General features: G+C 69.1%; 16 protein-coding genes and 2 pseudogenes. 4 read left to right on the plus strand and 14 right to left on the minus strand.

From position 1 onward, the window contains the following. The 9 genes and pseudogenes from QFZ27_RS31875 to QFZ27_RS31915 all read right to left on the minus strand — a co-directional run. Nucleotides 1-282: pseudogene (locus QFZ27_RS31875) on the minus strand (acetate--CoA ligase family protein); the annotation flags it as partial. Nucleotides 283-546: 264 nt separating this feature from the next. Beyond that, nucleotides 547-1,776 (minus strand): formyl-CoA transferase, encoded by a 1,230-nt coding sequence (gene frc, locus QFZ27_RS31880; RefSeq protein ID WP_429230480.1) that lies wholly within the window; start codon nucleotides 1,774-1,776, stop codon nucleotides 547-549. A gap of 70 nt (nucleotides 1,777-1,846) precedes the next feature. After that, on the minus strand, nucleotides 1,847-3,550 hold the full coding sequence (locus tag QFZ27_RS31885) for a thiamine pyrophosphate-binding protein (protein WP_429230481.1): 1,704 nt from the start codon (nucleotides 3,548-3,550) through the stop codon (nucleotides 1,847-1,849). 56 nt (nucleotides 3,551-3,606) lie between these two features. Then, the gene (locus QFZ27_RS31890; protein WP_429230482.1) at nucleotides 3,607-4,296 is read right to left on the minus strand and encodes a GntR family transcriptional regulator; all 690 of its coding nucleotides are present in this window, start codon (nucleotides 4,294-4,296) and stop codon (nucleotides 3,607-3,609) included. A 353-nt stretch (nucleotides 4,297-4,649) separates the two neighbouring features. Further along, nucleotides 4,650-6,044: an NAD(P)(+) transhydrogenase (Re/Si-specific) subunit beta gene (locus QFZ27_RS31895; RefSeq protein ID WP_429230483.1), complete on the minus strand. Its 1,395-nt coding sequence runs from the start codon at nucleotides 6,042-6,044 to the stop codon at nucleotides 4,650-4,652. A 49-nt stretch (nucleotides 6,045-6,093) separates the two neighbouring features. Continuing rightward, nucleotides 6,094-6,495 (minus strand): proton-translocating transhydrogenase family protein, encoded by a 402-nt coding sequence (locus QFZ27_RS31900; RefSeq protein WP_429227968.1) that lies wholly within the window; start codon nucleotides 6,493-6,495, stop codon nucleotides 6,094-6,096. A gap of 12 nt (nucleotides 6,496-6,507) precedes the next feature. Beyond that, a complete protein-coding gene (locus QFZ27_RS31905; RefSeq protein WP_429230484.1) occupies nucleotides 6,508-7,674 on the minus strand; it encodes a Re/Si-specific NAD(P)(+) transhydrogenase subunit alpha in 1,167 nt (388 codons plus the stop codon). A 115-nt stretch (nucleotides 7,675-7,789) separates the two neighbouring features. Next, the gene (locus QFZ27_RS31910) at nucleotides 7,790-8,233 is read right to left on the minus strand and encodes a CBS domain-containing protein (protein ID WP_429230485.1); all 444 of its coding nucleotides are present in this window, start codon (nucleotides 8,231-8,233) and stop codon (nucleotides 7,790-7,792) included. Nucleotides 8,234-8,287: 54 nt separating this feature from the next. Beyond that, nucleotides 8,288-9,313, minus strand: coding sequence for a 2-dehydropantoate 2-reductase (locus tag QFZ27_RS31915; protein WP_429230486.1), 1,026 nt, complete (start codon nucleotides 9,311-9,313; stop codon nucleotides 8,288-8,290). Nucleotides 9,314-9,531: 218 nt separating this feature from the next. Here QFZ27_RS31915 and QFZ27_RS31920 point away from each other — a divergent pair, with 218 nt between their 5' ends. The 3 genes and pseudogenes from QFZ27_RS31920 (at nucleotide 9,532) to QFZ27_RS31930 (ending at nucleotide 11,474) form a co-directional block, all read left to right on the plus strand. Further along, nucleotides 9,532-10,221, plus strand: a complete 690-nt coding sequence (locus tag QFZ27_RS31920; RefSeq protein ID WP_380313756.1) for a GntR family transcriptional regulator — start codon at nucleotides 9,532-9,534, stop codon at nucleotides 10,219-10,221. Nucleotides 10,222-10,314: 93 nt separating this feature from the next. After that, nucleotides 10,315-11,079 (plus strand): annotated as a pseudogene (locus tag QFZ27_RS31925) (SDR family NAD(P)-dependent oxidoreductase). A 32-nt stretch (nucleotides 11,080-11,111) separates the two neighbouring features. After that, nucleotides 11,112-11,474, plus strand: coding sequence for a hypothetical protein (locus tag QFZ27_RS31930; RefSeq protein ID WP_429230487.1), 363 nt, complete (start codon nucleotides 11,112-11,114; stop codon nucleotides 11,472-11,474). A gap of 9 nt (nucleotides 11,475-11,483) precedes the next feature. Here QFZ27_RS31930 and QFZ27_RS31935 read toward each other — a convergent pair whose 3' ends face one another. Together QFZ27_RS31935 and QFZ27_RS31940 are read right to left on the minus strand one after the other, a co-directional pair. Further along, nucleotides 11,484-11,864, minus strand: coding sequence for a hypothetical protein (locus tag QFZ27_RS31935; RefSeq protein WP_429230488.1), 381 nt, complete (start codon nucleotides 11,862-11,864; stop codon nucleotides 11,484-11,486). 243 nt (nucleotides 11,865-12,107) lie between these two features. Further along, the gene (locus QFZ27_RS31940) at nucleotides 12,108-13,358 is read right to left on the minus strand and encodes an alginate lyase family protein (protein WP_429230489.1); all 1,251 of its coding nucleotides are present in this window, start codon (nucleotides 13,356-13,358) and stop codon (nucleotides 12,108-12,110) included. A gap of 244 nt (nucleotides 13,359-13,602) precedes the next feature. On the opposite strand from QFZ27_RS31940, the gene QFZ27_RS31945 reads away from it, so the two are divergent. After that, nucleotides 13,603-14,436 (plus strand): peptidoglycan-binding protein, encoded by an 834-nt coding sequence (locus tag QFZ27_RS31945; RefSeq protein WP_429230490.1) that lies wholly within the window; start codon nucleotides 13,603-13,605, stop codon nucleotides 14,434-14,436. Between the two features lie 54 nt (nucleotides 14,437-14,490). Here the strand turns inward: QFZ27_RS31945 and QFZ27_RS31950 are convergent, their stop codons facing one another. Genes QFZ27_RS31950 through QFZ27_RS31960 form a run of 3 tightly spaced genes read right to left on the minus strand, consistent with a single transcriptional unit; the run spans nucleotide 14,491 to nucleotide 19,893 of the window. After that, a complete protein-coding gene (locus QFZ27_RS31950) occupies nucleotides 14,491-16,575 on the minus strand; it encodes an ADP-ribosylglycohydrolase family protein (RefSeq protein WP_429230491.1) in 2,085 nt (694 codons plus the stop codon). Next, nucleotides 16,572-17,792, minus strand: coding sequence for a CaiB/BaiF CoA transferase family protein (locus QFZ27_RS31955; protein ID WP_429230492.1), 1,221 nt, complete (start codon nucleotides 17,790-17,792; stop codon nucleotides 16,572-16,574). Before QFZ27_RS31955 ends, QFZ27_RS31950 begins: the two co-directional genes overlap by 4 nt. After that, nucleotides 17,785-19,893, minus strand: coding sequence for an ADP-ribosylglycohydrolase family protein (locus QFZ27_RS31960; protein WP_429230493.1), 2,109 nt, complete (start codon nucleotides 19,891-19,893; stop codon nucleotides 17,785-17,787). The genes QFZ27_RS31955 and QFZ27_RS31960 overlap by 8 nt, the downstream gene beginning before the upstream one ends. Between the last annotated feature and the right edge of the window lie 63 nt (nucleotides 19,894-19,956).

Genomic DNA, 19,956 nt, shown 5'->3' on the forward strand with positions numbered 1-19,956 from the left:
GGCCGATTTGACGCCGACCAGCACGCCACCGGCTTCGGTCTTGTGCAGGATCTGGGGCGAGACGATCTTCAGCACCACCGGGAAGCCGATCGCCTCGGCCTGGGCCGCCGCCTGATCGGCCGTGGTCGCCAGCGCTTCCTTCGGGATCGGGATCTGCCAGGCCTCGCACAGCTGGCGGGCCTCGGGCGCGGTCAGGCTGGTGCGCCCTTCGCGCTTGACGGTGTCTAGGATGCTGCGGGCGGTCGTCCGGGCATCGTCCAGGACGTCGACGTGGCCATTCATGGCGGTCCTCGCTCAGCAAAGGATGTGGGGGAGGACCGGACCCACCTGAGGCTGCCCGGTCGCAGTGAGTTCGGGTCGACGGCAGGGCCGTCGGATCAATAGCGGCTCTTCCGCGTTGCCTCTCCCGCTTGCGGGAGAGGTCGGAGACGCGAAGCGGCTCCGGGTGAGGGCCCTTTGTCGAGGCCGGTGCCGGCCCTCACCCGGTCGTCCTGCGGACGCCCGACCTCTCCCGCCAGGCGGGAGAGGCAACGCAAAGAGCCTTCGTCAAATCGCGCCGGCGGTGCGCATCGCGGCGATGGCGTCGGCGTCGTAGCCGACCGAGGCCAGGATTTCCTCGGTGTGCTCGCCCAGGAGGGGCGAGCGCTCGACCGGCACGTCGTTGTCGGAGAGCCGGATCGGCAAGGCGACCTGAATGTAGTTGCCGCGCTCCGGATGCGGCACCTCGACCAGCATGCCGCGGTCGTACATCGAGCGGTCCTCGATCAGGTCCTTCATGCTGAGGATCGGGCCGCAGGGCACGTCGATGCCGTTCAGCGCCTCCATCACCTCGATCTTGCTGCGCCGGCTGGTCCAGCCCTCGATGATGCCGAAGCATTCGTCGAGATGGGTCAGGCGCGCCTCCGGCGTGGCGAAGGCCGGGTCCTCGATCAGCTCCTCGCGGCCGATAAGGCGCATCAGCGGCGCCCAGCCCTGCGGCTGAATGATGACATAGGCATAGTCGTTCTCGCCACCCGGGGCGCAGCGCAGCGCCTGGCCCGGCTGGCCGCCGCCGGAGGCGTTGCCGGAGCGCGGCACGGCCTCACCGAACTCGGTGTTCGGATATTCCCGCAGGGGACCATGGACCAGGCGCTGCTGGTCGCGCATCTTGACCCGGACCAGGTTCAGCACGCAGTCCTGCATCGCCACCTCGACCCGTTGCCCCTTGCCGGTCTGGGTCCGCTGCAGCAGCGCCGCGAGCACGCCGGCGACCAGGTGCATGCCGGTGCCGCTGTCGCCGATCTGGGCGCCGGTCGAGGTCGGCGGGCCGTCATGCCAGCCGGTGGTGCTCATCGACCCGCCCATGGCCTGAGCCACCGTCTCATAGGCCTTGCAGTCGACATAGGGGCCGGGGCCGAAGCCCTTGACCGAGGCGTAGATCACCCGCGGGTTGATCTTCTGGATCTTGTCCCAGGGGAAGCCCTGGCGGTCGAGCACGCCGGGACCGAAATTCTCGATCAGCACGTCGGACTGCTCGAGCAGCTTGATGAAGGCCTCCTGCCCCTGCGGCGACTTCATGTTGATGGTGATGCTGCGCTTGTTGCTGTTCAGCATGGTGAAGTAGAGGCTGTCGACATTCGACTTGTCGCGCAGCTGCGACCGGGTGATGTCGCCGCGGCCCGGCATCTCCACCTTGATCACATCGGCCCCGAACCACGCCAGGATCTGCGTCGCCGAGGGTCCCGACTGCACATGCGTCATGTCGAGGACGCGCACTCCATCCAGGGCCTTGCCCATGGTCTCTCTCCCGTTTGTTCCTGCGCTGGGGCGGGCGCGGGCGGCTGAGAACAGCCCGCGCCCGCGGCCCTTACTTGTACATCGTCTGGTTCATCGTCCCCGGGGCGTAGGCGTCGGGATCGATCCACACATTGATCAGCGACGGCTTGCCCGATTCCCGCGCCCGCTCCAGCGCCGGGCGGATCTGGCTGGCCTCATGGACCTCCTCGCCGTAGCCGCCGAGCATCTGGGCGAATTTCGAGTACTGGACGTCGCCCAGCTTGTTGCCGACATTGCCCTTCTCCGGCCCGTATTTCTGGATCTGGCCGTAGCGGATCTGATTCATGTGCGAGTTGTTGCCGACCACGCCGATGAACGGCAGGTTGAACCGCACCATGGTCTCGAAGTCCCAGCCGGTCAGGCTGAAGGTGCCGTCGCCGAACAGGCAGAGCACCTCCTTCTCCGGCTGGGCGATCTTCGACGCCATGGCGAAGGGCACGCCGACGCCGAGGGTGCCGAGCGGGCCCGGATCCATCCAGTGGCCCGGCGCCCGCGGCTTGACCACGCCGCCCGAGAAGGTGACGACGTCGCCGCCGTCGCCGATATAGACGGTGTTGTCGGTCAGGAACTCGTTCAGCTCATAGGCCAGGCGCAGCGGGTGGATCGGCGAGGCGTCGGAGCGCAGCTTCGGCAGCCGCGCCGCCTCCATCTTCGCCTCCTCGGTCCGCAGCTCCTCGAGCCAGGGCTCGCGGCCCTTGGCACCGTTGTCGACCCGGCCGGAGACGGCCTGGGTGACGGCGGCGAAGATGGCGCCGCAGTCGCCGACCAGGCCGAGCGAGACGTCGCGGTTCTTGCCGACGGTGCGGTAGTCGAGGTCGATCTGCACCACCGTGGCGTTGCGGCCCAGGCGCTTGCCGTAGCCCATGCGGAAGTCGAAGGGCGTGCCGACGATCAGGATCACATCGGCGTTGTCGAAGGCGTAGCGCCGGGTCTGCTGGAAGTGGTGCGGGTCGCCCGGCGGCAGCGTGCCGCGGCCGGCGCCGTTCATGAAGGCCGGGATGTTCAGCGCCCGGACGAAGGCGATGGCGTCGTCGGCGGCGCGGCAGGTCCAGACCTGCTGGCCCAGCAGCACGCAGGGCTTCCTGGCATGGACCAGGATGTCGGCCAGCTTCTCGACGTCGCGCGGGTCGCCGATGCTCTTGGTCGACCAGCGGTAGTGGCCGGCCTGCGGCAGCCGGGCCTTCTTCAGCGGCACATGGCCGTCGAGGATGTCGCGGCCGATCTCGAGATAGACCGGGCCGGGGGCGCCGGCGAAGGCCTCGCGGAAGGCCATCGAGCACATGTCGGCGACGCGCTCGGTGGTCACCACATTGGCCGCGAACTTGGTGATCGACTTCATCATGTCGACATGCGGCAGGTCCTGCAGCGACCCCATCTTGTGCTGGTCGAGGGCACCCTGGCCGCCGATCAGCAGGAACGGGCTCTCGGCGCGGAAGGCGTTGGCGACGCCGGTGATGGCGTCGGTCGTGCCCGGGCCGGCGGTGACCACGGCGCAGCCGGGCTTGCCGGTGACGCGGGCATAGCCGTCGGCGGCATGGGCCGCGACCTGCTCGTGCCGGACGTCGATGATGCGGATGCCCTCGTCCAGGCAGCCATCATAGATGTCGATGATGTGGCCGCCGCAGAGGGTGAAGATGGTGTCGATGCCCTCGGCCTTGAGCGCCTTGGCCACGAGGTGACCGCCGGAGATGACCTCCTCCGTCGCGGCCGCTTCCTTCACTGTCGTATCGGGCATGATGCTTCCTCCTCACCTCTTGCTCGGGATGCACGGCACCGCGTGGCGCCGAGCGGTCATTCGAAGCCGGTCCCGTGCCGCTCGACCGACCGCGACAGGTCGAGGGCATGGTTGCGGACCAGCGTCTCGGCGAGATCCCCGTCGCGCCGCGCCAGGGCCTCGACGATGGCGGCGTGGTCCGCCACCGATCGTTCGGCCCGCTCCGGCCGGCCGATCAGGGACCAGCGGATGGCGCGGATGTGCAGGAACAGGGTCTCGGTCATCTCGGTGATCAGGGCGCAGCCGCCGAGGCGGATCAGCGCCTGATGAAAATCGATGTTGGCGGCGGCGAACCGATCCGAGGATTCCGCCTCCGCCGCCTGGCCGGCGATCATGGCGCGCAGCGCCTCGATCTCGGTCGGGGTAGCATGCTGCGCCGCCAGGCGGGCGGCCATGCCCTCCAGCGCGGCCCAGACCACGATCAGCTCGCGGATCTCGGCCCTGGTCTTGCGCACCACGAAGACGCCGCGCCGCGGCATCGACCGCACCAGCCCTTCCTGTTCCAGCAGCGCGATGGCTTCGCGCACCGGGGTCCGGCTGATGCCCAGCGCCTCGCACAGCTGCCGCTCGTCGATCCGGATCGGACGGCTGTGGCCGTAGATGTTCATGCGCACGATCGCATCGCGCAGGGCCTGATACGCCTTGGCCTTGTAGCTGGCCTTGGCGGCCAGCGGCGCGACATCGAGCGTCACCCCATCCACCAGCATCGGCGTCCCTGCCCCAGATCGTGCGACCGGCTGTTGCAGCTCTTTGGTCGACTGAATTCAGAATTTTGTATACCAGAAGAATCGGTCCGGCAAGCCGAGAAAGTGGATGTCTTCGTCTTTTTTTACTTGGCCCGGCGACAGTTTATGCTGCAGCGCAAAAAAGATGGCCGCGCCACAGCGTGGCACGGCCCAGTCGGGAGGAAACTTGTGCGCGGGAGGCCTTCTTCTCTGCCTTCCCTTTCTGTCATGCCCGGGCTTGACCCAGGCATCCAGGAATGTCGATGCCGCTCCGGGTGGCCCCTGGATCGCCGGGTCAAGCCCGGCGATGACAAACAGGGCGAGCGGTCGCTACCTCAAGCAGCCAGGCTCTTGGCCACGTCTTCGCTGATCTTCTTGGCGTCGCCGAAGAGCATGAGGGTGTTGTCGCGGAAGAACAGCTCGTTCTCGACCCCGGCATAGCCCGAGGCCATCGAGCGCTTCACGAACAGCACCGTCTTGGCGTTCTCCACGTCCAGGATCGGCATGCCGTAGATCGGGCTCGCCGGATCGGATTTGGCCGCCGGGTTGGTGACGTCGTTGGCGCCGATCACGAAGGCGACGTCGGCCTGGGCGAAGTCGCGGTTGATCTCCTCCAGCTCGAACACCTCGTCATAGGGCACGTTGGCTTCGGCCAGGAGCACGTTCATGTGCCCCGGCATGCGGCCCGCCACCGGGTGGATGGCATAGCGCACATCCACGCCTTCCTTCTTCAGCAGGTCCGACATCTCCCGGAGCGCGTGCTGCGCCTGCGCCACCGCCATGCCGTAGCCGGGCACGATGATCACCGAGCGCGCATTCTTCATTACGAAGGCCGCATCCTCCGCCGAGCCCTGCTTCACCGCACGGTCGCCCGCCGGTCCCGCCGCCGCCGAGGCCGCCTCGCCGCCGAAGCCGCCCAGGATGACGTTGATGATCGACCGGTTCATCCCCTTGCACATGATGTAGCTGAGGATGGCGCCCGACGACCCGACCAGCGCGCCGGTGACGATCAAGAGGTTGTTCTGCAGGGTGAAGCCGATGCCCGCCGCCGCCCAGCCGGAATAGCTGTTCAGCATCGACACCACCACCGGCATGTCCGCCCCGCCGATCGGCAGGATCAGCAGGAAGCCGAGCGCCAGCGCCACCAGGATCAAGAGCAGGAACGCCGCCCCCGACTGGCCGGCACACATCCACACGATCAGCAGCAGGATCAGCAGGCCCAGGCCGGCGTTCAGCGGGTGCTGCAGCGGGAACACCAGCGGCTTGCCCGTGACCAGCCCCTGCAGCTTGGCGAAGGCCACCAGCGAGCCGGTGAAGGTGATCGCCCCGATCGCCGCCCCCAGCGCCATCTCGATCAGGCTGCCGACATGGATCGCGCCCGGCGTGCCGATATTGTAGGCCGCGGGGTCGAGGAACGCCGCCGCCGCCACGCACACCGCCGCCAGCCCGACCAGGCTGTGGAACGCCGCCACCAGCTGCGGCAGCGCCGTCATCTGGATCCGCTGCGCCACCACATAGCCGATGCCGCCGCCGATCGCGATCGCCGGCACGATCAGCCAGTAGTTCCGCACCTGCGGCACCAGGATCAGCGTCGTCGCCACCGCGATCGCCATCCCCGCCATGCCGAACAGGTTCCCCTGCCGGCTGGTCACCGGGCTCGACAGGCCCCGCAGCGCCATGATGAAGCACACCGCCGCCACCAGATACGCCAGCACCGCCAGGCTCGTCATCGCGTCCCCTCGCACTTCTCGTCTCGGATTGTCGCCTGAACGGGCTGGATCAGCCCTTCTTCCGGTACATCGCCAGCATCCGGCGCGTCACCAGGAAGCCGCCGAAGATGTTGACCGAGGCCAGCAAGACCGCCAGCGCGCCGAGCAGGCTCGACGCCCCGATCACCGCCGGGCCCGCCGCGATCAGCGCCCCGACCACGATCACCGAGGAGATCGCGTTGGTCACGCTCATCAAGGGCGAGTGCAGCGCCGGCGTCACCCGCCACACCACGTAGTAGCCGACGAAGCAGGCCAGCACGAACACAGTCAGACCGGTCAGGAAGAAGCCGTGCTCCCCCGCCGGTGCCACCGTTGCCTGGGCCTGCACCGCCAGCGCCTGGGCCTGGTCGGCCAGGCCCCGCGCCGCCTCGGCCAGACCTTGCGCGCCTTGCGCGAGTTCCTCTGTCGCCATCTGCCCGCTCCCTTACGCCGCCTGCTCGGCCTGGCCGCCGAAGCCCGGATGCACCACGCGGCCCCCCGAGGTCAGCCGCGTCGCCGCCACGATCTGGTCCGATCCGTCCACCTTCAGCGCCTGGCTCGCCTTGTCGACCAAGGGCGTCAGGAAGGCGACGAGGTTGCGGGCATAGAGCGCCGAAGCATCGGTCGCGATCCGGCCCGGCACGTTGCGGTGGCCGACGATGGTGACGCCCTGGTCCTCGACCACCTCGCCCGGCCGGGTCAGGGCGCAGTTGCCGCCGCGCTCCGCCGCGAGATCCACGATCACCGAGCCCGGCTTCATCGACCGCACCATCGCCTCGTCCATCAAGACCGGCGCCTTGCGGCCCGGGATCAGCGCGGTGCAGATCACGATGTCCTGCTTCTTCACCGTCTCGGCGATCAGCGCCGCCTGCTTGGCCCGGTATTCCGCCGACATCTCCTTGGCGTAGCCGCCCGCCGTCTCGGCCGCCCTGAACTCCTCATCCTCGACCGCGACGAAGCTGGCCCCCAGCGACTGCACCTGCTCCTTCGCCGCCGGGCGCACATCCGTCGCCGACACCACCGCCCCCAGCCGCCGCGCCGTCGCGATCGCCTGCAGGCCCGCCACGCCCGCGCCCATCACCAGCACCCGCGCCGGCGGCACCGTGCCCGCCGCCGTCATCATCATCGGGAAGGCCCGGCCGAACACCGACGCCGCCTCCAGCACCGCCCGGTAGCCCGCCAGGTTGGCCTGGCTCGACAGCACGTCCATCGCCTGCGCCCGCGTGATCCGCGGCACCAGCTCCAGCGCGAAGCTCTCGATCCCGGCCTCGGCGTATGCCGCCAGGCTGTCGGCGTCGTCATAGGGCTCCAGCACGCCGATCAGGGTCGCCCCGCGCGGGATCAGCGACAGCTCGTCGACCTCGCCCTCGCCGGCCCGCAGCGGGCGGCGCACCTTCAGCACCACATCGGCGCCCGCGAGAGCGGCTGCCGCGTCCGGCGCCACCTCGGCCCCCGCCGCGCGGTATGCCTCGTCCGTCACCGCGCTGCCCAGACCGGCGCCGGTCTCCACCACCACCGTCGCGCCCAGCGCCACCAGCTTCTTCACGCTGTCCACCGTCGCCGCCACACGGCGCTCGCCGTCCCGCCGCTCACGCAACACACCTATCCGCATGGACAAGACTCCCCCATGCGGCCCGCCCCGAGGTGATCTGGGGGCGGCGCCGCATCGCGTTAGAGACGCCGCGGCAGCCGATCGGGCCGCCGCGGTTCCACCCATCAAGTGGAGGTCAGGCGTGGACCACGGCCGCCGCCGGATCCTGCAGCGCCGGCGAGGATTGCTGCAGGAAGTGCCGGATCAGGTCGCGGGCGCTGATCACCCCGACCAGAGTGTGATCCTCCATCACCGGCACATGGCGGATGTGGTTCTCGTCCATCAGCCGCAGCACCGTCTCGATGCTGTCGCGCGGCTCGCAGCTGATCACCGTGCGGCCCATGAAGGCCGAGACCGGCATGGTCAGCGCCGCGGCGCCATGCGTGGCCAGCGCCCGGGCGACATCGCGTTCGGAGAACACCCCGACCACGACATTGCCCTCGGTGCGGCACACCTCCTTGACGACCAGGGCGCCGATGATCTCCTTGGTCATCAGCGCGACGGCGGTGGCCACCGTCTCGCCGACGCGGATCATGACGACGCGCGAGTCCTTCTGGCGGAGAATGTCTTCGGCCCTCATTGGCTGGGTTCCTCCTCTGGATAAGGCGGCTCTTTCCGGCCGCTCGGACAAGGGTCAGGCCGGCACCAGCGCCGGCGCATGCTTTGCTTCGGCCGCCACGGACCGGCTGTAGAGGCCGGCGATCTCGGCGCGCTGCTGCACCAGGGCCAGGACGGTGTCGACCGTCGGGGTCGGCACCCCGACCATGCGGCCGAGCTCCTGGATCACGGTGACCAGCGGGTCGATCTCCATCGGCCGGCCGCGGTCGAGATCCTGCAGCATCGAGGTGCGGTGGGCGCCGACCGCGCCGGCGCCGTCCAGCCGCCGTTCGATGTCGACCCGGAAATGGACGCCGAGCCGGTCGCCGATCGCCTGGGCCTCGGCCATCATCCGCCGCGCCACGTCGCGGGTCGAAGGATCGCCGGTGATGACGTCGAGCGTCGCATGGGTCAGGGCGCTGATCGGATTGAGGCAGAGATTGCCCCAGAGCTTGAGCCAGATCTCGTCGCGGATGTTGTCCCGCACCGGCGCGTTCAATTCCGCCGCCGTCATCGCCTCGCTGAGCGCGGTGACGCGGGCCGACCGGCTGCCATCCGGCTCGCCGAGCGGGAACTTGTCGCCGTAGTGATGCTCGACCACGCCGGGCGCCACCACCTCGGTGGCCGGATAGACGATGCAGCCGATGCCGCGCTCCGGCCCCAGCCGCTTCCATTGCACCCCGCCGGGATCGACGGTCTCGATGGTACGCCCCTCGAGCTCGCCGCCATGGCGATGGAAGTACCAGTAGGGCAGCCCGTTCACCGCGGTGACCACCGCCGTCTCCGGCCCCAGCAGCGGCTGGATCGCCTCGACCACCCCCGGCACCGAATGGGCCTTGAGGCAGATCACGACATAGTCCTGCGGGCCCAGCTCGGCCGGGTTGTCGGTGCAGCGGATGCGGGCGGTGCGGGTTTCGTCGTCGATCCTGAGGGTGAGGCCGTTCTGGCGCATCGCCTCGAGATGCAGGCCGCGGGCGACGAGGCTGACCTCGACCCCCGCGCGGTGAAGCTGGACGCCGAGATAGCCGCCGATGGCTCCCGCGCCATAGATGCAGAGTTTCATGGCCGCGCCTTCCTCCCATTGATTGGAGTCAGGGCCGCTGAGCAGCCGACCGGATCATCGTGGTATACAAAATACCTCGTGTCAATCGATCCAAGGGCCAATCTGTCCCAGGGAGGAAAGCTGCGTTGGACTCTCGTCTACGGTATACTTGTGACCGGCAGCGCCCGGAGCTATAGCCGAGGGGAACGCCGGCCGCGCAGGCGACAGAAGGGCCTCCGATGAGCTTCCCCCAGATCGACGTCAAACCGCTCGACACCGAAACGAGCTTCCGGATCAAGGCCTATAAGGCGCTGAAGCAGGCCATCACCGAGATGGACATCTATGGCCATGCCGGCGAGATCAAGCTGGAGGAGCGGCAGCTGAGCGAGATGCTGGGGGTCAGCCGCACCCCGATCCGCGAGGCGATGACGCTGCTGGAGCAGGAAGGGTTCGTCCGCTCCGTCCCCCGCCGCGGCATCTTCGTGATCCGCAAGAGCAAGGCCGAGGTCCTGGAGATGGTCACGGTCTGGGCAGCGCTGGAGAGCATGGCCGCGCGGCTGGCCACCCAGGTCGCCACCGACGCCCAGATCCGCAAGCTGCACGACTATGTCGACGTGTTCCACGACCGCAACCCGGAGGAGCATGTCACCGAATATTCCGAGGCGAACATCGCCTTCCACAAGCAGATCATCCGGATCAGCGGCTGCCAGTTGATCGTCGACATCACCGACAACCTGTTCATCCATATGCGCGGCATCCGTCGGGTGACGATCGGCCAGGATCACCGGGCGCAGCGCTCGGTGGTCGACCACCAGAAGATCGTTGCCGCGCTGGAGGCCCGCGACGCCGACCTGGCCGAGACGCTGGTGCGCGAGCACACGCTGGGCCTGGCCGAGCATGTGCGGAAGCACGGGGACTTCCTGGACTAGCTCCCTAGCCCGCCCGAGCGGACCTTGCAAAAAGGATGATCCGCATCATCTAACGCTCATTGCATGATGGCAGTCATGTAAAAGGAGCGAGAGATGAAACTGTTGGATGGCAAGGTGGCCCTGGTCACCGGCGGCACGTCGGGGATCGGCCGCGCCAGCGCCGTGCTGTTCGCCCGCGAGGGCGCCAGGGTGGCGCTGACCGGACGGCGGGCGGCCGAGGGCGAGGCCGTGGTCGCGGAGATCGCCGAGGCCGGCGGCGAGGCGGTCTTCATTCAGGCCGACCTGACCCGGATCGACGTCATTCCCGGCATCATCGAGCGGGTGGTGGCGCGCTTCGGGCGGCTGGACGCGGCCTTCAACAATGCCGGCATCTCCGGCGGCGGGCCGATCGAGACGCTCGACGAGGCGCGCTGGGACAACCTGATCGACACCAACCTCAAGGCCCAGTTCTTCGCGTTGAAGGCGGAGGCCGCGTAGATGAAGGCGCAGGGCGGCGGCGGATCGATCCTGTTCAACGGCTCGGTCCTCGCCGGCATCGCCGCGCCCGGCACCTCGATCTACAGCGCCAGCAAGGGCGGCATCGTCTCGCTGGCCCGCGCCGCGGCGGTGGAGCTGGGGCCGCACGGCATCCGCGTCAACTCGATCAACCCGTCGATCACCCGCACCGAGATGACGCAGGGCCGGATCGTGAAGAACGAGGACGGCACCGAATCCCACCCCCTCGCCACTGGCATCCCGCTGAAGCGATTGGCGGAGCCGGAGGAGATCGCGCAGGTCGCCCTGTTCCTGCTGTCGGACCGGGCCTCCTATGTCAACGGCCAGGCCATCATCGTCGATGGCGGCCAGAGCGCGGCCTGACGCCGGCTCGAACACCCCGTGAGGACATCATCATGACTCGTGCACGCAAGGCCCCGGCCGCCGGTCGGCTGCCGCAGATCCTGCTCGCGACCGCCCTGCTCGGCGCCTTCGCGGCGCGCCCCGCCGCCGCGGAGGTGATCCCGCCCGGCGCCGGCCTGACCGCCACGCTCGGCGCGGTGAATATCAGCGTCCATTACCAGCCGGCCGCCTCCGGCTACGAGACCGTGGTCACGGCCGGGACCGACGCGCCGGGCAGCGTCGTCCGCTTCGTCTCGACCCTGGCGCCGGGCCAGGAGGCGGTGGTGGCGGTGCCGCGCGGCGCCGGCCAGCCGGCCCTGGAGCTGCGCCTGCTGCGCATCGGCGACCGGCTGGAGCTGCAGCGCCCGGTGTCGTGAGGCCGGCGGTCAGGTCTCCGTCTCCCACTGCGTGAGGTCGTCTACCGGCCTGGGCAGCCGACCTTCGAGCCACTTCGCCGCCAGCTGCGGCGTGAACTCACGGACGCGGCACTCGATCACCCAGGAGAGGAAATCGGCTGGACCACCATTGGCGTATGGCGGCGGCGAGACCGGCATGAAAACCGTGGGCAGGCGATCGTCCAGCGACATGTAGTTCAGCACATGCCCCAGCTCCTGAACGACGTTCCAGGCGAGTGGATGGGCGATGTCGATCGTGAATTTCGCCCACCATTCCCCATCTGGCGACACACCGGTCCCGATAGCCCCGGCAATACCGGGAACCCGCGCCAGGAAGGCGGTCAGATCGGCAAACTCCGCTTCCGCGCTCATCTCGTCCCGCTCATCGTCAATCCCGCGAGGATACACGCTGACGAGCAAGGGTCCGAGTGGCGCTGGAATCGGAGCGATCCGTGCGCCGGCTCAGTCCAGCGGCCTTAAACATTGGCTCGTCATGGCGAGCCGCGAAAGGGCGTGGCCATCCCACCGGAACGGACTCCTGGATGGCCACGTCGGCTTCGCCTCCTCGCCATGACGGGGGAAGGAACCGAAGAGGCGATCCCAGAGCCACTGGTATCAATCCAGCGGCAGCAGCAGCGCGTCGATCTTGCCGGGGAACTTGGCCAGCAGGATCGCCGCCTTCTGCCGCAGCGCCGGGTCCTGATAGGCCCGGGCAGCGGCCAGCAGGTTGCCCAGCGCCTCGTCCAGCCCGTCGCCCGGCGTCAGCTCCGGATAGGGCCAGGACGGGTCGATGGTGCCGGCCGCGGTGACATAGCCGGCGATGAAGCCATAGCCCTTCTGCAGCGTGTGGCTGTCGAGCGAGAACCGCCACAGGTCGGTCGGATCGGTGTCGCCATTGGTCAGGCCGGCATCGACCAGCTCGGAATAGCGGCCGAGGCGGTTATAGGCCTGCAGGTTGAACTGGCTGTAGTGGAAGGCCCGGGTCCGCTCCAGCTCCGCCATCTGGCGGCCGTCCTTGTCGAACTGCCCGGCCACCCGGCGCAGCGCCGCGATCTTGATCTGCCGCTTGGCCAAGTCAGGCTGGTCGGTGAACAGCGCGAAGGCCGTCACCTGGGCGTCGTACCAGGTGCCGTGATTGTTGTGCCAGTTGGCCTCCTCGAAGCCGTTCTCGCTGGTCAGCAGCCACATGGTGAAAAGGCGGTACCACAGCTTGATCAGCTGGTAGTCCGCCTCGCGCAGCGCGCCGCTGGGGCGGATCAGCTCGACCGCATCCATCACGTCGATGAAGGCGCGGCTGTCGATGATGCCGATGCCGCGGCCGTCGACGATGCCCGGGATGGCCTGGGCGTAGGTCATGTTCGGGTTCATCCGCGTCTTCGGCGCGACGAACCAGACCCGCAGCATCTCCGCCGCCTTGACCGCGTATTTCGGGTCGCGGGTGAAGGTGTAGGCCAGCCCCAGGCTGCGCAGGTCGCTGCCGAAGGTGGACAGGCGCACGCTGTCGGTGGCGTCGGTCTTGCTGTCCGGGTTGGTCTGGCCGTCGCGGCGGATATAGGGCAGGCCGGTCGGCGTGTCCGGGTTCGGCCACCAATAGGGGCCGAAGCTGAAATAGTCGTGCTTGTCGCCGGAGGCCGGGGTCAGCGACTTGTCGGTGACCGACGGCGGCGCCTTGGCCAGCGCCTTGTCGGCGGCCTGCAGCAGCGCGGTATAGGACGGCCGGTACAGCGGATCGCCGACGGCGATCTTCGCCCGCGCCTGCTCCAGCTCGGCCGGGTCGTAGGTGAACCAGCGCGGCTGGGCCGCCATGGCCGATGCGGCCGTCAGGAACAACGCAAGCATGGTGCAGGCGAACGCCGCAGCGCGCATGGCCGAATCCTCCCATGGTTATTTAGTCCTATGGAGTAGATATCGGCCAAGCGCCCGGCTCAATCCTTTTCAACGTGACACTCCAACTGGACAGCACGCGAAGAGAGCATTGCCGCGACCTTTGATAGCGCCCATACTTTCAGTCGTTTGCTAGAAACTGCATCGAATTTTTCGAAATTTCAATTCCAGCGACTTGATTTCAGGTCCAGCAGGCCGCTGGAGGACCGGTTTCAGGAGATCAACGATGATTTCACTTCAGATTTTGCAACAACTGTTCCCCAGGGGTCGCCAGGACATGCTGCAGGCCTTCGCCAGCCAGGCCAACTCCGTGTTCGCCGACTTCGGCATCTCCAAGACGGCCAACCGGCTGCAGTTCTTCCTGGCGCAGATCGGCCATGAATCCGCCGGCCTCACCGTCGTCGAGGAGAACCTGAACTACAGCGCCCGGCGGCTGACCCAGGTCTGGCCGTCGCGCTTCCCCACCCTCGCCTCGGCAGCCCCCTTCGCCAACAACCCGCAGGCGCTGGCCAACAAGGTCTATGCCAACCGCATGGGCAACGGCGCGCCGGACTCGGGCGACGGCTGGAGCTACCGGGGCCGGGGATATATCCAGATCACCGGCCGCGACGGCTACAGCAATGTCGGCGCCGCCATCGGCATCGACCTGGTGAACAATCCGGGTCTGGCGGCGACGCCGGCGGATGCGCTGCAGGTCGCCTGCGGCTTCTGGAAATGGAAGAACATCAATGCGGCGTGCGACACGGGCGACTTCGTCAAGGTGACGCGCCTGATCAACGGCGGCACGGTCGGTCTGGCCGACCGGCAAGCCTGGCTGGAGAAGGTGCGGACCGTCCTCAACCCCGCCTCCGGCCCCCAGCCCACGACCAGCGCGCCGCCGACGAAGGACGACATCCGCAGGGTCCAGCAGGCGTTGCAGAGCCGCGGCTTCCCCTCGCTGGCGGCCGACGGCATCATGGGCCCGAAGACCAGCGCCGCGATCGACACGTTCCGGCGCAGCAACGGCCTGCCGCCGGGATCGATCGACGCCGCGCTGAAGCAGGCCCTGAACATCTCATGATCCGGCGCTGGAGGCGCCGCCACGTCCCGGCGGCGTCCTCCTCCCCGGCTGGGGTCAGCCGACCTCCAGGGCGGTGAAGCGGGTGTGGGCGCCGCCCCAGCTGGCGAGGCCGATCTGACCGTGACGAATGGGCCGCTCGTCGGTCCATTCGAACCCGGCCGAGCCCTTGGCACCGGCGACCTGGCAGCGCAGGGCTGCGCCAGAGGCGGCGACGGACAGGCGGTAGCTGCGGCCATGCGACCAGGCGAAGGGCACGGATCGCACCGGGCGGGTCCCGCCTTCGGTCCGGAACAGGGTGAGGCAACCGTCGCCGGTCAGGGCCAGGGCGTAGCTGCGGCGGGCGCCCTGCACCCGCGTCAGCACGGCGTGGGCCGGACCGACCAGCGGCACCATCGTGGCGGCCACCGCGTAGTCCCTCCACTCGACGTCGCCGGTATAGCTTTCGGACCGGGCCGCACCGCTGGCGTGATAGCCGCCATCCTCCAGCCGCCAGAAGCCGCGCAGCCAGGTCCATTGGCTGATGCCGCCGGTCTGCGGCCGTTCTCGGGCGAAGCTGGTCGAGAATCTCGGCGCGCCACCCCAGTCGAGCCAGGCCAGGTGCAGCGATCCAGCCTCCCAGGTGCCGCCGAGGTTGCGCAGCACGATGCCGACCTCGGACAGGCAGGCATCCGCGAGCGGCGGGATGTCGAAGGCAAGGTCCTGCCATTCACCCGGCCGCAGCGGCGTGGTTTCGGCCTGGTGGCAGCGATCGTGGTTGTCGTCGCGGACATAGAGGCCGGCCCGCAGCGAGGACGGCGCATCGGGCGGCACCCACAGCCGCGCCGTCACCCGCTGGCCCGGATGGACCTGCGGCGAGAAGCTGGCGCCGTAGAAATTGCCGCTGAGCTCCGCCGGCCGGATATGGCTGCGGGTCGACAGCCGGATCTCGCCGGTGCTGCCGAGCTTGCGGATCACGACGGCCAGCGCGCCGGCCGGATCGATTTCGGTCGAGCGCCGCCATTCGATCGGCCGGCCCAGGCCGCCGGTCGCCCTGGCCTGGAACCCGCCCATCGCACCATCGTGGCGGACGTGCCGCCGGGGCGGCTTCGGCCCAGCCTCGACCCCAGCCAGGCCGCGGCCGAGCCGGGCGAGCAGGTCGGCGCCCTGCAGGATCGTCATCAGGTTGCGACCGCCGATCAGCCCCGCATTGACCAGGATGTCGTTCACGGGCCGGCGCCAGGCCGGGTCGATGCCGCCGACCCCGACGGCGACGCCCATGACCGCGCCGACATTTCCGACATTGCAATCGGTGTCCCAGCCGGCCATGGCGGCGATCCGCAGCGCCTGGGTGAAATCCCCGGCGCCGTACAGCAGGGCGAGGACGATCACGCCGGCATTGGGCACGATCGGGACGGTGCCGGGGTAGCGGTCGTAGCCGAACTCGGCCGCCAGCACGGCGAAGGCGGCCCGCCAGTCGTCGGGATATAGGCGATGGGCGTCGATCATGGCGCGGACCATGGCGGCGTAGTCGCCGTCGCGGTCGACCTGGGCCAGCCCCGCCGCGATCAGCGCCGTCGGCTCGCGAACCCCGAAGGCGGCGCTGACCATGGCGGCGACGAAGCGGGCGCCCTGCAGCGCGTTGCCGTCCCAGGCCACTCGCGCCGCCCGTTCCGACAGATCCGCGGCAAGATCCGGCCGGCCCGGCGCCATCAGCCCCCAGATATCGGCAAAGATCTGGCCGCCGATCTCCTCGGCGACGATCCGGCCGTTGAGCGCGGCCGATCCCGCCAGTGGCGCCGGAATCCCGGCCGCGAGGTTGACATAGGCGGTGTGCATGGCGGCGACGCCGTAGCCGCCCCACCACAGCGTGCCGTGCTGGTCGCCCAGATAGTTCAGCCAGCCTTCGGCGATCTGCTGCGTCGTCACCTGCGCCGAGGCCCCGCAATCCTCGAAGATGCTGGCCAGGATCATCGAGAAGGCGGTGTCGTCGTCCGGCTTGAAGAACCGGCCGTCATCCTCGCTGAGATAGAATTCCAGCTCGCCGATATGGCTGCGGATCTGCGCTTCGGTCCAGTTCTCCAGCGGGGCGCCGAAGCGGACGCCGATGCATTTGCCCAGCCATCCGGCATAGACCCGGTCGTCATAGCCGGCCGGAATCATCCCAGCGCCCCGGCAGCGCGCAGATTGTCGATCTCGTCGGCCGAGAAGCCGGCCCGGCGCAGCACGTCCTCCGCATCGGCGCCCGGCTCCGGCGCCAGGCGGCGGATCGCGCCCGGCGTGGCCGACAGGCGCGGCAGCACATTGTGCACCGGCAGGGGGCCTATATCCGGATCGGGGATCGAGACCACCACCTCGCGCTCGATCACATGGTCGTCATCCATGAAATCGGCGATGTCGTGCACCGGGCCGACGGTGATGCCCTCGGATCGGAAGATCGCCAGCGCCGTGTCGCGGTCGCGCGCGCCGATCCATTCGCCGATGACGGCGTCCAGAGCCACCCGGTTACGCACCCGGTCGGCATTGGTGGCGTAGCGCGGGTCCCGCGCCAGGTCGTCGCCGCCGACCAGCAGCAGGATGCGCTTGGCCATGCGGTCGGTGGAGCCGGACATTGCGATCCAGCGGCCGTCGCGGGTCTTGTAGACGTTGCGCGGCGCGCTGTTGCCCGAGGCGCTGCCGGTGCGCTCCTTGACCTGGCCGGTGACGGCGTAGCTGCCGGCCTCCGGCCCCAGCACGGAATACATCGCCTCCAGCAGCGACAGATCGATCACCTGGCCGCGGGCCATGCCGCGGTCGCGCGCCCTGAGCGCCGCCAGCACCGCCTTGGCGCCATGCAGCCCGGCGATCATGTCGGCCAGGGCCAGCGGCGGCAGCACCGGCTCGCGGTCGGCGAAGCCGTTGCGCGAGGCGAAGCCGGACATCGCCTCGACCAGCGTGCCGAAGCCGGGCAGCCGGCTGGCCGGTCCGGTCTGGCCGAAGCCGGAGATACGGACCAGGATCAAATCCGGCGCCATCGCCTGCAGCCGGTCGGGCGCCAGCCCCATCTCCTCCAGCACGCCGGGCCGGAAGTTCTCGATCATCACGTCGGCGGTCGGGATCAGCCGCTCCAGCGCCGCCATCCCTTCCGGCTTGCGCAGGTCGAGCACGACCGACAGCTTGTTGCGCGACAGCTCCTTCCAATACAGGCTGTGGCCCTTCACCTGCCAGTCGCGCAGCGGGTCGCCGCCCGGCGGCTCGACCTTGATCACCTCGGCGCCGAAATCCGCCAGCTCCAGCCCCAGCGCGTTGCCGGCGACGACGCGCGAGAGGTCGAGCACCCGGATGCCGGAGAGCGGCCCTTGGCTCTCCGGCTCGATCTTGGCAGGCCGCGCCTCAGCCATGGGCGGCCTCGCGGATCTCGATCACCCCGGCCTGCATGCGCCCGGCCGAGGGCAGCCGCAGTCCGGCCATGCCGTAGGCCAGTGTGTCGTCGCGGGCCTCCAGCAGCACCTTGCCGTCGACCGACAGGGCCAGCCGGTCGCCCACCGCTTCCAGTGCCAGGCTGTAGGTCCGGCCGAGCTCACGCTGGAACGGCGCCCGGGCCAGGACGGTCTCGCCGAAGTCGCGGCGGATGATCGCCACCTCATCGGCCGAGACGAAGCCGGCGGCGTAGCAGCGCTCATTGCCCTGGCCGCGGGCGCAGACCAGGTGCCCCTCGCCGGCCAGCGGTGTCACCTCTGCCGTCACCGTCAGGTCGCGGGCGTAGAGATGCCCGGTCCAGAGGTCGGCGTCGGATGACGTGAGGGCGTGGATGCGGCCGTCCTCGATCTTCCAGACGCCGCGGTTCCAGGTGCAGCGGGTGATGCCGCCCCATTCATTGGCCTCGATCCGCGGATCCAGCCGGGCCGAGCCGGCACCGCCGACGGTGAACTCGTCGATGAAGATCCGGCCGAGGAACTTCAGCCGGCCGAAATATTCGACCTTGATGCCGATCTCGTCGACCGCCTCGCCGCCCGTCTCCGGCACGGTGAAGCGCAGCTCCTGCCATTCGCCGGCCGCCGGCTGGGTCCAGGCGCCGATCTCGTCGATCGTGCCGCTCATCGCCCGGCGGACATAGGGCACGATGCGGAGATGGCCGTCGCCCTCCCAGGGGTCGAGCCAGAGTCGCAGCGTTGCCTCCTGCCCGGTCGCCACCACCGGCGAGAACATCGGCCGGTAGCGCTCGTCGTCGAAATCGCTGCGGCGGTAGAAGGGCTTCCAGAAGATCCGGCCGCCATCGCCGCGCTCCAGCCGGTCAAGCAGGGCGCAGAGCGAGCCACGCCCGGTGGCCTTGCGCTCGTCCGACCAGGACAGGGCGATGCGGTTGTCGGGCTCGGTGCGGAAGCCATGGGTCGACCCCGGCAGGTCGAAGTCGAAGCGCAGGCCACGCCGCTCCATGTCCGCGACCCACTCAGCCGGCGGCTCCTCCCCGGCCAGGCGATGGGCCAGCACCGCCAGCTCGCGGCAGAAGCTGGGAATGTCGACGATGTTCAGCGACCCGGTGATGCCGGAGGCGACGATGCCGTCATTGATCGGCTTGCGGTAATGCGCCGCCACCCCGGCGATGCCGGCCAGGGTGCCGACGATGGCCCCGGCATTGCCGGCGTTGCAGTCGGTGTCCCAGCCGCCCATGGTCGCGATCTCGACCGTGCGCGACAGGTCGCCCTGGCCGTACAGCAGGGACAGGATCAGCAGCCCCGCATTCGGAATGATGTGGCAGACGCCGGGATAGCGGTCATAGCCGAACTCGCTCTCCAGCATCCGCCGGCAGGCGCGCCAATCCTTCGGCTTCACCCGGTGCAGGGCCTGCACCGCATGGGCGACGCGGGCATATTCGCTGCCGGCCGGGATGGCGGCCAGGCCGGCCTCCACCACCTCCTCGATGGTCTCGGCGACGAAGGCCTTGGCGATGGCGGCGGCGACGAAGCGGGCGCCGTGAAGGCCGTTGCCGTCATGCGAGACGCTGGCGGCGCGGGCGGCCAGGTCGGCGGCGCGGGCCGGGTTGCCCGGGCACACCCAGCCCCAGGAATCGACGAAGATCTGGCCGCCGATCTGCTCGGCGATCACCGCGCCGTTGCGGGCGATCGAGCCGGATTCGGGCGCCGGGACGCCGGATTGGAGGTTGGCGAAGGCGGTGTGCTCGGTCGAGATGCCGTAGCCGCCCCACCAGAACATGCCGTGCAGCTCGGCGGCGTAGTTCAGCCAGGTGCGGCCGACATCCTGCGGAGACGGGTCCAGCCCGAAATCGCGCAGCGCCCGGATGAAATAGACCGGCCCGTTGGTGTCGTCGTCGGCGGCGAAGTTCTTGAAGTCGCGCAGATAGCCGGTGATCTCGCCATAGGTCTTGTCGATCCGGTCCCAGGTCCAGATCGTCGGCTCGACCGGGGCGCCGAGGCGCACGCCGATGGCCTTGCCGAGGAAGCCGGCATAGATGCGGTCGAGGGTGTCGGTGGGGAGGGGCATTCCGGGGCCTTCAGCGAGATCTGGTCAATGGCAAAGAGCGGTGCCGCTCTTCCTTGTCCCCCC

The sequence above is a fragment of the Inquilinus ginsengisoli genome, from assembly GCF_050434925.1.
Taxonomy (GTDB): Bacteria; Pseudomonadota; Alphaproteobacteria; order DSM-16000; family Inquilinaceae; genus Inquilinus; species Inquilinus ginsengisoli_B.